Genomic DNA, 14,849 nt, shown 5'->3' on the forward strand with positions numbered 1-14,849 from the left:
ATAGCCTTAGTTGGAATAGGGTGTGAAGCCTAGATATTTAGGCGTGTAAAGGGTGTTGGTGTAAAGGATTTGCTGATCTTGCAAGGGTTCTTTAAAGTAGCGTTGCAAGTGAGGGTAAAAGTACGCAAGCATATTTTCTAAGCAATCCACACTCGCATAGCCCACCCAATCGTATTTTAAATCACTGTTGAGTAAAGCCGCCGTTTGGTTCAAATAAGGGTTAAGCTCGGCTAGGGCGTTTGTGATGAATAGATTTTGGCGATCTTGCGGTTGTGTCAACATAAACATAGACAAATTAAAATTGATTTGCGAAGAGAGTAGCATTTGTGGGCGCTCACGGCTAGAGAGTGTGCCAATTTGGCTTAAGAGCATGCCCGTTTTGACAATAGAGGTGTTGAAAAGCACCACGCCATTTTTTAAATAACGCTTTTGGTGCTTGATCTCACGCCCAAAGGTGCTCGCTTTTTTAAAGGTGATTGTGTCCTCATAAACGACATTCGCCCCCAAATCCTTGAGGCTCTTACTCAACATTGCCCCCCTAAAGCTGTCATCGTCATAGACCACTAAGGGCTTGTGCTGACTCAAGTCTAAGAGCATCGCCACTTGTTTAGGAAAGTCGATCCCCCCAAAAATGAGAGTGGAGGGCAAGTCCATGCGCTTTTCTAGTTGGTGTTTATTCACCGTAGGGACAATGGTCGGCAAGGTTAGGGGGGTCTTTGCTGCCAAATTTTGCACACCCTCTTGGGTCAAAAGGGCGATGACGAAGGGGAAACCCTCTTGGATGATGTCTTGGTAAGTTTTTTTTAAGCTATCGGGGTCTTCACTTTGGCTGTCAAAGACTTTCAGCGTGAAGTCGTGGTTTTTGAGAGCCAAATAAGCCAAAAGGGCGTTGGTGGAAGTGTCGGCGTAACGCCCCACAACTTTTTTAGGCACGAGTAAAGCCACTTTATAAACTTCTTTTTGGTTTTGTGCATTCTCCTCTTTAGGCTTTTGTGCGCTCAAAGTGGGGTTTAGTAGATCGTCTATGATGGTGTAATTGTCCTGCAACTGTGCGTCTTGTGTGTCGGCGGCGTAGTGCGCCATAAACGAAAAGATTTGCCCGCTGGCATAGAGATTGTGTAAACACTTAGGGCTGCAGGGTTCTAAATTGATCACCATTTGGCGGGCAGGCGGGATGGGTGAGGGTAGGCGAGGGTGTGCCTTAGCCCCTAGTGTGCCCAAAAACACTAGGCTTAAGAGCAACCCCAAAGGTCTAATCTTTGTGCTTCTTGAAGACATGAGGGCTTAGCATGTTGGCGGGCTGGAAAATTTCATCCAACTGTTCTTGTGTTAAATACTTGCGTTCTAACACAATTTCATGGACGGATTTACCGGTTTCTAGGGCTTCTTTGGCAATAGAGGCAGATTTTTCATAGCCAATGTGGGGATTGAGCGCGGTAACAATCCCAATGCTGTTAAACACATAATCGTGGCAAATTTTTTCATTAGCGGTGATGCCTAAAATGCACTTATCGACCAAAGTATGGATCGCACGATCGAGCATTAAGAAGGAGTGGAAGAGTTTATAGGCGATCACGGGCTCGAAAACATTGAGTTGTAACTGCCCACCCTCAGCCGCCATCGCCACAGAGAGGTCGTTGCCAATCACGGAGAAGCAGACTTGATTCACCACTTCAGGGATCACGGGATTGACTTTGCCGGGCATGATGGAGCTGCCCGGTTGCATTTTGGGTAAGTTGATTTCATTTAAGCCCGCTCTAGGACCTGAGCTTAATAAGCGCAAGTCGTTACAGATTTTAGAGAGTTTGATAGACACTCTTTTTAGGGCTCCGCTCACTTGCACATATGCCCCCGTGCTTTGGCTGGCTTCAATGAGATTTTGGGCGATCGTGAAAGGACGCCCCGTAACCTCTTGGATTTTCTTTTCCACAATACCTTTGTAATCGGGGTGGGAGTTAATGCCCGTGCCAATGGCTGTGCCACCTAAGTTAAGCACCCTTGTCCAGTTGCGTGCATCCAGGACATGCTGGATGTCTTTTTCAACCATGCACGCAAAGGTTTCAAACTCTTGCCCCAAAGTCATAGGCACAGCGTCTTGTAATTGCGTGCGCCCCATTTTGAGGACATGGGCGAACTCTTTAGCTTTTGTGGTAAAAGCGTCTTTAAGGATTTTTAGGGTTTGTGTGAGTCTGTCTAACCTTTCATAGATAGCAATTTTTAAAGCCGAAGGGTAGGTGTCGTTGGTGGATTGCGAGCGGTTGACATGGTCGTTGGGGTGGCAATATTGGTATTCGCCCTTTTTATGCCCCAAAAACTCCAAAGCCAAGTTGGCGATCACCTCATTGACATTCATGTTTGTGCTCGTGCCCGCTCCGCCTTGGATCATATCCACCACGAACTGATCCACATGCTCGCCATCGATGATCCTATCGCAGGCATTGCAAATTGCGTCCTTGATCTTCACATCAATCAGCCCTAATTCGGCGTTGGCAAGTGCGGCTGCCTTTTTCACCTGCGCGAAAGAGCGGATAAACACGGGGTAATTGCAGAGGCGATCGTGCGTGATGTTGAAGTTCTCCACCGCCCGCATGGTTTGGATGCCGTAGTATAGGTCGTCTTCAATCTCCATCTCTCCGATAAAATCGTGCTCTCGTCTAGTTGCCATGAACTCTCCTTTGGGTGAAATAAAGTGGCATTGTATCCATTTAAAATTAATATTAACACTTTAACACCAAATCATGTTATCATAATCTCAAACCGAGCAACTCTATTTTCAAGGACCATTGGTATGCAAGTGAGCGACATCCAAGAGCTGATGGCGGCTTTTGATAAAAGCCAAATCGGCTATTTGAAACTCAAGGTGGAGAGTGTGGAATTGGTGCTAGACAAGTCGGGTAAGAAAGGTGTCTCTACCCTTGTGACAGAAAGCACCCCCCACCATTCCTTACAAACCCCCACGGCTAGCGCATGTGCTATCAACACTACGGCTGGAGCAGCCAGCGTGGGACAAAAAACAAAAGAGGATTATATTTTATCCCCTATGGTGGGTACTTTCTACCACCGCCCCAGCCCCACTGCTAGCCCCTATGTGCAAGTGGGCGACACCATTAAAAAGGGGCAAGTGATCGGCATTGTGGAGGCGATGAAAATCATGAATGAGATTGAGGCCGAGTGTGATTGCAAGATTTTAGCCATTGAGGTGGACGATGCAACCGCCGTAGAATACGGCACGCAGCTCATTAAGATTGAGAAACTTTAAGGTGCGGCATGGAGAAAGAGATTCAGCGCATTTTGATCGCTAATCGGGGGGAGATTGTGCTAAGAGCGATACAAACCATCGCTCAAATGGGCAAACAATCCATCGCCATTTACTCCAGTGCCGACAAGGACGCACACTATCTAAACACTGCCGATGCCAAGGTGTGCGTGGGTGGGCCCAAATCGGCAGAGAGCTATCTTAATATCCCGGCGATCATCAGTGCTGCCGAGCTCTTTGAAGCGGATGCGATTTTCCCCGGATACGGGTTTTTAAGCGAGAATCAAAACTTTGTGGAGATTTGCACCCACCACGGACTAGAATTTATTGGACCGAGTGCGGAGGTGATGGCGTTGATGGGGGACAAATCCAAAGCCAAAGAGTGCATGAAAGGGGCAGGCGTGCCCGTGATCGAGGGTTCAAATGGGATTTTAAAGAGCTATGAAGAGGCTTTAGAGGTCGCCGAACATATCGGTTTTCCCATCATCATTAAGGCGGCCAATGGTGGGGGTGGGCGGGGCATGCGTGTGGTGGAGAAAGCCAACGCACTTAAAAATCTTTACTTGGCCGCTGAAACCGAGGCACTGAGTGCTTTTGGGGACGGGAGTGTATATATCGAGAAATTCATTAAAAACCCCAAGCACATAGAGGTGCAAATTTTAGCCGACAAACACGGCAATGTGATCCATGTGGGCGAGCGGGATTGCTCCACCCAGCGCCGCCAGCAAAAGCTCATTGAAGAAACCCCTGCCCTAGTCTTGCAAGAAGAGGTACGCCAAAGACTCTTAAAGACCGCTATCAATGCCGCCAAGCATATTGGCTATGTGGGGGCGGGGACTTTTGAGTTCTTGCTAGATACGAATGGACAGGATTTTTATTTTATGGAGATGAACACCCGCTTACAAGTGGAGCACACGGTGAGCGAAATGGTGAGCGGCTTAGACTTGGTGGAGTGGATGATTAAAATCGCTCAAGGGGAGAAGCTCCCCCCTCAAGAATCGATTGTTTGTAAGGGGCATGCCATAGAGTGCCGCATCACCGCCGAAGACCCCAAGACATTTACGCCCAGTGCGGGTAAAATCACCTCTTGGATCACTCCCGGGGGGATGGGGGTGCGCTTTGACACCCACGCTTATGCGGGTTACAGCGTCCCACCCCATTACGATTCGATGATTGGTAAACTCATCGTCCACGCTCCCACCAGAGAGCAAGCCATTTCTAAGATGAAGCGGGCTTTAAAAGAGTTTTATGTCGAGGGGATCAAGACGACTAAGGATTTTCATTTAGGCATGCTGGATAACCCCGACTTTAGACGCAACGCCATCCACACCAAGTATTTGGAAACCCAACAAAAGGAATCTTGATGTACGCAGACAGAATCACGAAAATTGCCCCTTCACAGACCATTGCGATCACCACGCTGGCACAAGAGTTAAAGGCACAGGGCAAGGATATTTTAAGTTTCAGTGCGGGCGAACCTGACTTTGACACCCCCCCTTGTATTGAAGAGGCGGCCAAAGCGGCGATCGACTCGGGCTTTAGCAAGTACACAGCTGTGAAGGGTATCCCCGAGTTATTGCAAGCCATCGCAAAGAAGTTTCAAAGCGAAAATGGCTTGGACTACAACGCTGACGAGGTCATGGTGAGCAATGGGGCGAAACAATGTCTTTTTAATGCCTTTCAGGCTCTCATCAACCCAGGCGATGAGGTCATCATCCCCACCCCCTATTGGGTGAGTTACCCCGAGCTCGTCACCTACAGCGGGGGTAAGAATGTCTTTTTATCCACTAGTGCCGCCACTGAGTTTAAAATCACCCCCGATCAGTTGCAAAAAGCCCTAACCCCCAAAACCAAAATATTAGTGTTGACCACCCCCTCCAACCCCACAGGGATGATTTACACTAAAGAGGAATTACGAGCTTTAGGGGAAGTGCTAAAAGACACTAAAGTTTGGGTTTTGAGTGATGAAATTTATGAAAAGCTCGTGTATGAGGGCTCTATGTTCTCTTTTGGGGCACTAGAGGGGCAATTAGAGCGCACGATCACGATCAATGGGCTAAGTAAGGCGGTGAGCATGACCGGTTGGCGCGTGGGCTACTTGGGCACGAAAGACAAGACTTTACTTAAGCACATGCTTGCCTTGCAAAGCCACAGCACTTCTAGTATTAATTCTATCGCCCAAAAAGCCGCTCTAGCCGCCTTGCAAGGTTGCGCTGACAAGGACATTGAAAACATGCGTCTTGCCTTTAAAGAACGCAGGGACACCGCTTATGCTGGGCTCAATGGCATTAAGGGCTTGAGTGCTTTAAAACCGCAGGGGGCGTTTTATCTATGGATACAAATCCCCGGGCAAAATTCGATGGAGTTTTGCCAAAAACTCTTAGAAGAGCAAGGCGTGGCCTTGGTGCCCGGCATTGCCTTTGGGGTTGAGGGCTTTGTGCGCATGTCTTATGCCTGTTCTTTGGAGCAAATCCACGCCGGTCTAGAGCGGCTTAAGAAATTTATGGCTTGAGTTTCTATATGTATCTTACACCAAGAGTGCTTTTGTTGGTGGTTAAAGCTAGAAAAGTTTTGGATATACACGACTTTTTTAGAAAGTAAGCAAAAAATCAACGAGAGGACATAGATCCGAGTCCACAACAACATAAAACAGCAACGAGAAAAACCAGAGCAGATAAACTTAGATAACCAAGCCACCCCGGCAAAGCCGGGGGTGAGGGTTAACCCTCGTGTCCGTTGTGGTGATGGTGGTGTTCACCATCTCCGTGGTGGTGGTGATGATGGTGGTGGTGATGATGCCCACTGTAGTAGTGGTGATGGTGGTGATGGTGGTGGTGTTCACCATGCCCTTCGTGATCGTGGCAGCACCCACCCTCAGCGTGATCGTGACAGCATTCGTCTGACATAAAATCCTCCAAAAAATAAATTTTACACTAGATCGCTCTAGGTGGGGTTATTCTACACTAAAAAAGCCACTCTTTGGTAAATCGTTTAAAAAAGCCATGCATTCTTTTTCAAGGGTATAGAGTGTGTAGCGCAAGGTTTTAAAACTAGGGGCTTTAGGGTTGGAAGGGTTCAGGTATTTAAAACACTCTTCAAGCACCCGTGCACTCTCCTGCGCGCGTTTAAAATTGGCCTGCAACATATGCAAACATGAAGACCCCTTGGGAGGTGAGTTGTCGTAATGGCTTAGGACATCATTTAAACTATCGCGCTGGGCGTAGAGCCATAAAAAACTGATGCCATTTTGGATAAAAACTGCGGTGGCTTGGTGACGGACTTGTTTTAAACGGAAAGCCAAATCCTTGTTATCATAGAGATAGCGCAGAGTGTCCTCGACCACCCGCACCCCCTCTTTAAAGCGGTTTAAGTTCGCGTCTAAAAGACGGCCGATGGGCTCAGTCGTTGCGCCCTCCCATGATGCCTAGGATTTGCAAGAGGGACACAAAGATGTTTAAGAAATCCACATATAAAGCCACCGCCGCTTCTACAGGGCTTTCATAAGCCCCTTTGATGATATTTTGGGTGTCGTAAGCCACAAAGAGGCTAAAGAGCACCACACACACGCCCGCAATCGCCACTTGCATCATGGGCGAGCCTAAGAAGAGGTTGATTAAAGAGGCCACCATCACCACAATCACGGCGATGAAAAGCATTTTGCCCATGCTCTCAAAGTCGCTCTTGGTTTTAATGGCGTAAATACTCATCACGCCGAAAACAATGGTTGTCATGCCAAGAGCTTGCCAAATGGCACTCGCCCCTGAGCGTGCGATCACAAAGCCTAGCAAAGGCACCAAGGTGATGCCCGATAAAAAGGCGAAAGCAAAGAGCATGAGCAAGTTAACCGTGGGCATTCTGCGGGTGAACATGAGTCCAAAGAAAGCGGCGATTTCGCCGATGAAAAACGCCCACTTATATTGCACGACCACCTGAAAGTGCATCATGCCAATGAGCGCACCAATGGTGGCCAAGAGTAGGCTAGCGGCAAAGAATTTATAAGTGGTTTTGACAAAATTAACTAAGGCAGTTTCATTTTGTTCTGCGTAAGACGATGACACGCCTTCGCGTACTTGTCTGTCGTACAAGGCCATGGAGGTCTCCTTTTATATCAAAAAAGTAACGGGATTCTAGCTAAACACCCTTAATACCTTGCTTAAATACGGATTCTTACAACATAAAGATAATTTGCTAGAAGGAAATTGCTTGGTAGTCGCTGATTAATGGTTTTAGGTGAATCTGTCGGCGCGCAGCACGGATTTTATACGCTAAACACCCATAGGGTCTTGGCAACAAACAATGATCTCACTACCTAAATACCTTAAACTATCTCTTTTAAATGCGACAGCATGCATGGACTCTACTCCTCAAGAAGTGAAAGCCAAGAGAGGGGCAGCTGGTTGTGGGTAACCAAAAACCGCCTTCCCTTTGATTGTGCGCACTAAAAACTAAGAATTAGACCCATCATAGGGACACACTGCTAGAAACTCTTTGGTGTTTTTATATCCCAAAGGCTTTAATGACCTTTCATACCACTAAAGAGTGTTGAGACTCTCCATCATGGAGGGATGGGTGTAAATCATCTCTTTAAGGGTAGAAAAGCTTAGATTTTGGTTTATGGCGAGGCTAAATAGGTTGATGTATTCATAAGATAGGGGGCAGTGTAAACTTGCACCCAAAACGCGTTCTGTGCCTTCTTCTACCAAGACTTGTAGTAGCCCCGTGGTGTCCTCTAGCACCCTTGCCCCGGGGATGGCTGTCGTCTTAAGGCTGTGGGTGTCAAAAGTCTTGTCTTTGATTTCATGTGCCCTTAAGCCCACATGGCTATAGGGGGTTTCAATGTAAAGCACTTCGGGTAAAACATTACGGTTATGGATCGATCGCCTTTTTGCACCAAAAAGGTGATCGTAAACGATGCGGTAGTCGTCTAAACTGGCGTAAGTGGTGAGCATTGCACCACCTTTGACATCACCGATGGCGTAGATATTGCCTTCACTTTGGGCGTTTGCCACCAAAAACTCATTGGTTAAAATTTCTTGTTGTGCCCCTAGCTCAATACCCGCCCGCTCAAGTTGTAAGGTGGCGGTGTTGGGGGTGCGCCCTATGGCGAGTAAAATTGCATCGGCTTCTAGGGTTTTTTCTTGGTCGCTTTGGGTGTAGTGGATACAATCGCCTTCAATCGTTTTGAGATCAGCACCACAGAGGATTTTAACCCCCTTTTGGCTCAAGGATTCGTAAATGCTCTCTCTAAACGCGGGGTCTTCTTTGGGCAAAAGGGTTGCCCCGCGCACGAGCACGCTCACTTTAGTGGTGTTTTTGCTAGGGGTGCGTCCAAACAAATTGAACATGCTGGCAAATTCTAAGCCTATGTAGCCCCCACCAACCACAACTAAATGCGCCGGCAAGGTGCTCAGTTGCATTAAAGAGGTGCTGTCATAGACTTTATCGGAGTGGATGGGCACTTGGGGGGTGATGGGGAGCGAACCCGTATTAATGACAATATAATCTGCACTGATTTCTTGGCAGCTGTCGTTGTGATAGAGCATTAAAGTGTGGCTGTCCTTAAAGCTTGCCGTGCCATCAATCACCTGCACCTTCGCGTCTAGCAGGGTTTCATAGTTTTTTTGGCGCAAGAAGGCAACCATTTTATTTTTGGCTTCTATGGCTTCCTTGTAGCCACTCGCCCCCTTTTTATGGGTCGCTAAATGCAAGAGGGCTTTAGAGGGGATACACCCGATATTAATACAAGTCCCGCCATACATTTCCTTACTGGCTTCAACGAGAGCGACTTTTTTGCCTAGCTTTGCGGCGGCGGCAGCTAAAGTCTTGCCCCCTTTGCCAAACCCGATCACAACCAAATCATACGCAAATCGCATTAAATCTCCTTCGTTTTCACAATGCTAGCATGCTTGTTACAACCACTGGACTAAAGTTGCCCCCCATGCTGGTATTGTTAAAAACCCCTAAATCGTAATATCTAGGACATGCGGGTCTACAAGCTGCTCGAGCTCTTCGGTGTTCTCCACCGCCCGCTCCAGCTCGCTGTCGCTGTAATAATGCCCATGGTAGCAATGCTCTTTGTCCTTGTCTTTTTGGTAGCGGGTGTCGGCATCGCCTTGGGTTGTGCTTTGCTCTTGGGACTCCTGCTCTTGTTTGGGGGGTTGGTGGGGGGGGTTTTCCTTGTCTGGGCTGATGGCCTTGTTTTCTTCAAGGGCGCGGGTGGCTTCCACTTTTTGCAGCCGTTCTAAAAAGACCTGCTGGTCGATTTGGGAGATTTTAGGCAAAGCGTTTTGGTTGACAATGGAGCTGTAGGGGGCGTTTTGGTTGATGTAGGTTAAATTACCGGGGATGGATACGGGCATGCAAACTCCTTTAACTAGGTCAAGCCTAGTTTGGCTAACGCCTAGCTTTATATCGGCAGTTTGCTTTAGCGGTGGACTTTGCGCAAAATAAAGTTGAGTAAGTCGTAGCTGTCTAGGGACACGGTGAAGTAGACTTGGTAGGAGGATTGCGTGGTGTGGTAGTTGCTCATGGTGTTGTAGACAAATTGGGTTTTAATGCTGGCAAAGGAGCTTCTAAATTCGTAGTAAATGTCCAAGCGGTTGTAAAGCGGGGCTTGGAAAAAGGCGACCCCGCGGTAAATGGGTGTGGGGCAGTAGTTTTTAGAGGCCGTACAAATTTCGTCTATGTAGAGATTGTTGTATTTGTCCTCGTAGGCGTTTTGTCCATATTTGCTTGCAAAAAAGAGATCGCTGATCCCAAAGCCCTTGAATTGCATGTTGGCTTGGGCGAAAAAGCCATTGCTTATCTTAAAATCGGTCGACATCTCCATTTTGCGCAAGCGCTCTAGATTCGCAAGCACCCCTAGAGAAAAATCTAATCTATCCATAAAGGGGGCAGCGTTTAATAGGTCGCTCTTGGCGTAGAATTGGTAGTAGAGACGATCAAGCAAGTAATGCCCGCCACGGGGGATATTGCCCGAAGTGTTGGGCCAATTTAACAAGAATTGGTCTTCCACATGGAAATACTCGGCATTGCCTCCCAAAATCAAAAACCCCTTTAAAGTCTTTAATTCGCTATAACCCATAAAACTAAAGCGGTCCATGCCATTGTGTGCATCGTTGTGCCCGAACTTACAAGTGTAGCAGTTGCCCCCAAACCAATCGAGCATGAACTCGGCTTCTAGGTGGGTGGATTTGTAGGGGTTTTTGGGCGGTCTGTATTGCAATAAAAAGCCCCGTGCATTGGGGTCTATGAACCAATAGTAGGGCGCAAAAACATTTAAAGGATAGTGTCCGTTGAGGTATTTTCTAGGGAAAATCCCCCCATAGAAGTTAAAAGAATGTCCCCTTGCTTGGTAATAGAGTGTGGGGCCCCACTTGGAGGGGAAGTTCATCTGGTAGGTGTGGATGTTTTGGAAAAAGAACGCCCCCACCATGAGCTTTTGCTCCACGCTTTTGGTGTTGAAAGCAAAGCCAAATTCGGGGGTCAGGCGGGTATTTAGCGTGGTGTTGGTGTCCGGCCAATAGGTCGTGTAGCCCTCGTGGTCCATGATGAATAAATTAAAGCCCAAATTGTAGCGCAAGTGTTCAGCGATATTAGAAGCGTGCAGACTAAGGCACAAGAGAGAATAAAAAAGCCAAAAAATGCGGGGTTTAAGGGAGAACATGGCAATCCTTTAAGCCGATAAAAGGCACGCTATACTATAATGACTAACCTTATTAGTTTATTAGAAAGGAGAAAGAGATGTTCCACGAGTATAGGGAAGAAATCAAGGAACTCAGCAATAAAAACCCCCACTTCCATAAGATTTTTGAGGAACACAATGCCCTAGATGATGAAATCAGTGCTTTAGAATCGCACAGCACCGATGAACTCAAGGTCGCTGCTCTCAAAAAGAAGAAATTGCACCTGAAAGATGAGATCTACCGCATGATCCAAGAACATAAGGGTGCGAACTAGCTACAAGTTCTTCAAAACTTTGTAGGCTTCCGTCACTTCTAAAAAGCGTTGTCTGCGGATGTTGTGGTGGGGCTTTTTGGAGGGGGCAGTGTCGGGGTGGTAGAGCTTGGCCAACTCTAAATAGCGGCGTTTAATCTCTTCTTTAGAGTGCATCACACCTAGCCCTAGCGTGCGCAGAGCTTTTAAAATTAATTCTTCTTGTTTTGTCAAAAAAAGCTTTTGCGTGGGGTAGATGAATTGTATGTAAGCGTGCTTGAAGTGCGGGTTTTTCAGCGACATCAACACCTGCAGGGCGTCCAAATGGGCGTGGGTTTCGTGTAGAAAGCTCTTTTTATTGCTTTTATCTTTGAAGGGGGTTTCAAGCAAAATAAAGGGTGCGAACACGCTGTGTAAAAACTCCCGAGCCAAAAAATGCGTGTAGTAAAACACCAATCTAGAGTGCATATAAATGGCTTGTATCTCCACTTTTGGCACGAGGGCCAATAGGGATTTAGACTTGATTTTAGAGGTGTAACTCTCTTTAAACACCACGGGCAAATGGGCGTTGCTTAGAATTTTCTCTAGTAAGAGGTTAAACATATCAGGGGAGTTAAAGGGGTGCAAGGCGTATTTGGCGTAGAACAAGCGGTTGAGCAAGTAGGCTTTTTTGAGACCTGCCTTTTCAAGTAAAATCAAGGTGTGCTTGAATCTGACATGCTCGGGGAAGTGTTTTCTTAGATACAAGCTTGTTTTGGCATACAAAGAGGAGTCTAGGCACACCTCAATGAACTGATTAGCAGACGTGGCTCTTTGGGGAGCTGGGAGGGTTTTTGCTAACTTTGTTTTGATTTGCATGGCGTATTATAACATGTTTTTTTCTAGGGTGTTTTTGTGAAAGGTCCCCCTTTGGCGTTCATAACGCACCACAAATACCGCTACGATTAGAGCCAAGAATTGCGAAAGTGGGTAGGCAACCCAAATCCCCTTAAGCCCGTAAAAATAACTTAAAATCGGCAACAAGAGCACGACAAACACGATGGTTTCGCAAATGGTGATAAGAAACGAGCTCTTGGTACGCTGTATGGATTGAAAAAAGATGGCAGAAAAGAGGTTGACTCCTAAGAAAATATGCCCGAAATAATAAATATCCATGGCACTCTTGGTGTCGGCTAAAAAGGAAAAATCTTCTAAGAGGCGTGTTTTATCCACATAAAACCTAATGAGGTAGCTGTCAAAAAAGTAAAACACAATGTAAAGCCCCACGCCCGCGCACAGAGCCACCTTAAGCCCAAAGCTAAAGGCAGCACGCACACGATCGAGCCGCCCCGCCCCATAGCTAAAGCTAGCGATCGGTTGTATCCCCTGCCCTATGGAAAGCAGGGTCGTCCAAAACACAATCCCATTATACATGATGATGGCATAGATCGACACCCCCCGCTCCCCCGCAGTGTGCATGATCATCCAATTAAAGAGCAACATCACCACAGCGGCGCTAAACTCGGACACACTTTGGGGCACACCGCTTTTGGCTGAAGAGATCACGCTCGCCCAGTTGAAACGGCGCACAAAGTATAATTGCCCTTTTTTTAAAAGAAAATGCGAAAACAAAACAAAGAACCCCACCGCATGCCCGAGCACCGTGGCGATCGCACTCCCGTGTATGCCCACTTCAAACACATAGAGCAAGAGGTAATTAAACAGCACATTCGTAAGAGAGCCCACCAGCATGGCGACCATCGCCAAGATGGGGCGTTTATCATTCACCACAAAGACATCGGCTAAGGGGTGCAAGACCATAAAAACCGCCCCCATTAAAATCACCTTGAGATAGATCGACACCATCGGTAAGAGCAGATTAGAGCTACCTAGCATTTTGGCGATATGATCGGTGAAGGGCACGAGAGTCCAGCTAATGACAACAATGCTGATCGCCACAAAATAAAAAACCGAGCTAAAGACCAAGCGGGCGCGCTTGATGTGATCTTTGCCTAAAAAATACGAGGCGATCGAGGCTGCCCCCAGTCCAAAGAGCAACTCATAGGCGATCAGGGTGGGGAAAATGGGCCAACACACCCCGATCGCCGCAAGAGCATCTTTACCCAGCTTGTTGCCCACAAACATACCATCGATCATGGAATAGGTAGACAAAGAAATCATAGAAAAGGCGAGGGGGATAAAATAGTAGAAAAAAAGCCTAGGGATCGGCGTGGTTTTTAGATCAACAGCCACACACCCCCCTTGTGTGCTCCCTAGCGTTTAGAGAATTGTGGGCTGCGGCGTGCCTTGTGTTTGCCATATTTTTTGCGCTCCACCACGCGAGAATCCCTTGTGAGTAAGCCTTTGGGTTTTAAAATTGCCCTAAAGGCACTGTCGTAGAGATTCAAGGCTTTAGAAATGCCATGCCTTAAGGCTTCAGCTTGTGCACTGTAACCGCCCCCAAAGACCACCGCTTTCACGCTCACCAAGCCCTCTTGTTTGGTGAGCACTAAGGGTTGCATGACCTTCATTTTAATGGACTCATGCCCACCTAGCCAAGTGTTTAAATCCATGCCATTGATGTCTAATTGCCCGTCCCCATGCGCAAGCCAAACCTTGGCGATCGCACTCTTTCTTTTGCCTGTGGCGTAAATTTTTGTCATCTACTTAATCCTTCTTGCCCACTTGAGCCGTGTGGGGGTGTTTTTTATCTTTATAGATCTTCAGCTTTTTGATCATCGCCCGCCCGAGCTTAGTTTTAGGCAACATGCCCCGCACCGCTAGATAAAAGAGTTTTTCGGGGTTTTTCTCTAGCATTTCTTCTAGGGTTTTGCTCTTGGTGCTGCCAAAATAGCCCGAGTGGGTGAAGTACTCTTTATCTTTGAGCTTGTTTAAACTTGAAAACTTCACATGGCTGGCATTGACGATCACCACAAAATCCCCACAATCTACATTGGGGGTAAAGCAAGGGCGGTGTTTGCCCCTAAGTAGGGTCGCCGCTTTGGTGATTAGTCGCCCAAAAACTTGGTCTTTTGCATCCAGCACGACCCAATCGCGCTTGATGTCTGTATTTTTCATGGACTCAGTGAGTTGCATCCCGTATTCCTTGTCAAATATCAAAAGAGCCTATTCTAGCCTTTTTACCTTAAGATAACTTGAATTTAAGCGAAATTAAAGCTACTTTTTAAACAAACGCATTTGATAGGTCAACGCTCTTTGGCTCTCAGCGTCTAGGCTATAGCGTTTGTCGTAGGCGTTTTGCACAGCGATTTTTAAGATGTCTTTTTGGTCTTGATAAACCTCATTGTTCCACATGTCTAAAACAATGTGGTAAAGCTGTATGTTTTGCACCAACAGCTCAAATACCCGCATGCGGTCTTTCAAGTACAAGTGTTCATCTAGGGCGTAATCGGCGATGTTCACGCAAATACGCTCAAAAACCCAAGTCGCCAAACGACCGTTTAGCATGCTTTCGAGGTAACTTTTAGCCTTCTCCAATTGCGCTTGCAAATTGCACCGATCTGAGAAGAGCAGCACGGATAAGATTAGAATATAAATATTCAAACGCTTGCCTAAAGAGCGGGTTTTCCACTTGACAAGCCATTTTCTGACCTTAGACATTTTATCAGAAGGATTTTGCATGCATTGCCTTTTTGTCTATCTTAGCATTTTATTGCAA

The 14,849-nt window shown here is 46.9% G+C and carries 17 protein-coding genes; 5 read left to right on the forward strand and 12 right to left on the reverse strand.

The window, feature by feature from the left end:
* Positions 1-6: 6 nt before the first annotated feature.
* Together K6J74_RS08500 and aspA are read right to left on the reverse strand one after the other, a co-directional pair.
* A complete protein-coding gene (locus K6J74_RS08500; protein ID WP_260321687.1) occupies positions 7-1,248 on the reverse strand; it encodes a type 1 periplasmic-binding domain-containing protein in 1,242 nt (413 codons plus the stop codon).
* A gap of 4 nt (positions 1,249-1,252) precedes the next feature.
* Entirely contained in the window at positions 1,253-2,665 is a 1,413-nt protein-coding gene (aspA, locus tag K6J74_RS03295; protein WP_221272446.1) for an aspartate ammonia-lyase, read from the reverse strand.
* Between the two features lie 123 nt (positions 2,666-2,788).
* Here aspA and accB point away from each other — a divergent pair, with 123 nt between their 5' ends.
* The 4 genes from accB (at position 2,789) to K6J74_RS03315 (ending at position 6,159) form a co-directional block, all read left to right on the forward strand.
* Positions 2,789-3,259 (forward strand): acetyl-CoA carboxylase biotin carboxyl carrier protein, encoded by a 471-nt coding sequence (accB, locus tag K6J74_RS03300; RefSeq protein WP_221272447.1) that lies wholly within the window; start codon positions 2,789-2,791, stop codon positions 3,257-3,259.
* An 8-nt stretch (positions 3,260-3,267) separates the two neighbouring features.
* A complete protein-coding gene (locus tag K6J74_RS03305) occupies positions 3,268-4,620 on the forward strand; it encodes an acetyl-CoA carboxylase biotin carboxylase subunit (RefSeq protein WP_221272448.1) in 1,353 nt (450 codons plus the stop codon).
* Positions 4,617-5,768 carry a pyridoxal phosphate-dependent aminotransferase gene (locus tag K6J74_RS03310; protein WP_221272449.1) on the forward strand — a complete coding sequence of 384 codons (1,152 nt, stop codon included), beginning with the start codon at positions 4,617-4,619 and terminating at the stop codon, positions 5,766-5,768. Before K6J74_RS03305 ends, K6J74_RS03310 begins: the two co-directional genes overlap by 4 nt.
* Before the next feature lie 217 nt (positions 5,769-5,985).
* Complete coding sequence (locus tag K6J74_RS03315) at positions 5,986-6,159, forward strand: hypothetical protein (RefSeq protein WP_221272450.1); 174 nt, start codon at positions 5,986-5,988, stop codon at positions 6,157-6,159.
* Between the two features lie 50 nt (positions 6,160-6,209).
* On the opposite strand, the gene K6J74_RS03320 is transcribed toward K6J74_RS03315, so the two are convergent.
* The 5 genes from K6J74_RS03320 to K6J74_RS03340 form a co-directional block, all read right to left on the reverse strand.
* Positions 6,210-6,599 carry a thiamine-phosphate pyrophosphorylase gene (locus K6J74_RS03320; RefSeq protein ID WP_260321688.1) on the reverse strand — a complete coding sequence of 130 codons (390 nt, stop codon included), beginning with the start codon at positions 6,597-6,599 and terminating at the stop codon, positions 6,210-6,212.
* Between the two features lie 55 nt (positions 6,600-6,654).
* Positions 6,655-7,347: a Bax inhibitor-1/YccA family protein gene (locus K6J74_RS03325; protein WP_221272451.1), complete on the reverse strand. Its 693-nt coding sequence runs from the start codon at positions 7,345-7,347 to the stop codon at positions 6,655-6,657.
* Between the two features lie 441 nt (positions 7,348-7,788).
* Positions 7,789-9,129 carry an FAD-dependent oxidoreductase gene (locus tag K6J74_RS03330; protein WP_221272452.1) on the reverse strand — a complete coding sequence of 447 codons (1,341 nt, stop codon included), beginning with the start codon at positions 9,127-9,129 and terminating at the stop codon, positions 7,789-7,791.
* Positions 9,130-9,216: 87 nt separating this feature from the next.
* Positions 9,217-9,615: a hypothetical protein gene (locus K6J74_RS03335; RefSeq protein ID WP_221272453.1), complete on the reverse strand. Its 399-nt coding sequence runs from the start codon at positions 9,613-9,615 to the stop codon at positions 9,217-9,219.
* 65 nt (positions 9,616-9,680) lie between these two features.
* On the reverse strand, positions 9,681-10,922 hold the full coding sequence (locus K6J74_RS03340) for a hypothetical protein (protein WP_221272454.1): 1,242 nt from the start codon (positions 10,920-10,922) through the stop codon (positions 9,681-9,683).
* Positions 10,923-10,999: 77 nt separating this feature from the next.
* Here K6J74_RS03340 and K6J74_RS03345 point away from each other — a divergent pair, with 77 nt between their 5' ends.
* Positions 11,000-11,215, forward strand: a complete 216-nt coding sequence (locus tag K6J74_RS03345) for an HP1242/YdcH family protein (protein ID WP_221272455.1) — start codon at positions 11,000-11,002, stop codon at positions 11,213-11,215.
* On the opposite strand, the gene K6J74_RS03350 is transcribed toward K6J74_RS03345, so the two are convergent.
* The 5 genes from K6J74_RS03350 to K6J74_RS03370 all read right to left on the reverse strand — a co-directional run bounded on the left by K6J74_RS03350 (position 11,216) and on the right by K6J74_RS03370 (position 14,812).
* The gene (locus tag K6J74_RS03350; protein WP_221272456.1) at positions 11,216-12,049 is read right to left on the reverse strand and encodes a J domain-containing protein; all 834 of its coding nucleotides are present in this window, start codon (positions 12,047-12,049) and stop codon (positions 11,216-11,218) included.
* A gap of 6 nt (positions 12,050-12,055) precedes the next feature.
* A complete protein-coding gene (locus tag K6J74_RS03355) occupies positions 12,056-13,423 on the reverse strand; it encodes an MATE family efflux transporter (RefSeq protein ID WP_260321689.1) in 1,368 nt (455 codons plus the stop codon).
* Positions 13,424-13,443: 20 nt separating this feature from the next.
* Positions 13,444-13,833 carry a 30S ribosomal protein S9 gene (gene rpsI, locus K6J74_RS03360; protein ID WP_221272457.1) on the reverse strand — a complete coding sequence of 130 codons (390 nt, stop codon included), beginning with the start codon at positions 13,831-13,833 and terminating at the stop codon, positions 13,444-13,446.
* A 4-nt stretch (positions 13,834-13,837) separates the two neighbouring features.
* Entirely contained in the window at positions 13,838-14,266 is a 429-nt protein-coding gene (rplM, locus tag K6J74_RS03365; RefSeq protein WP_221272458.1) for a 50S ribosomal protein L13, read from the reverse strand.
* 81 nt (positions 14,267-14,347) lie between these two features.
* Positions 14,348-14,812 carry a hypothetical protein gene (locus K6J74_RS03370; protein WP_221272459.1) on the reverse strand — a complete coding sequence of 155 codons (465 nt, stop codon included), beginning with the start codon at positions 14,810-14,812 and terminating at the stop codon, positions 14,348-14,350.
* Positions 14,813-14,849 lie beyond the last annotated feature (37 nt).

It is taken from the genome of Helicobacter sp. NHP19-012 (assembly GCF_019703325.1).
Lineage (GTDB): Bacteria > Campylobacterota > Campylobacteria > Campylobacterales > Helicobacteraceae > Helicobacter > Helicobacter gastrofelis.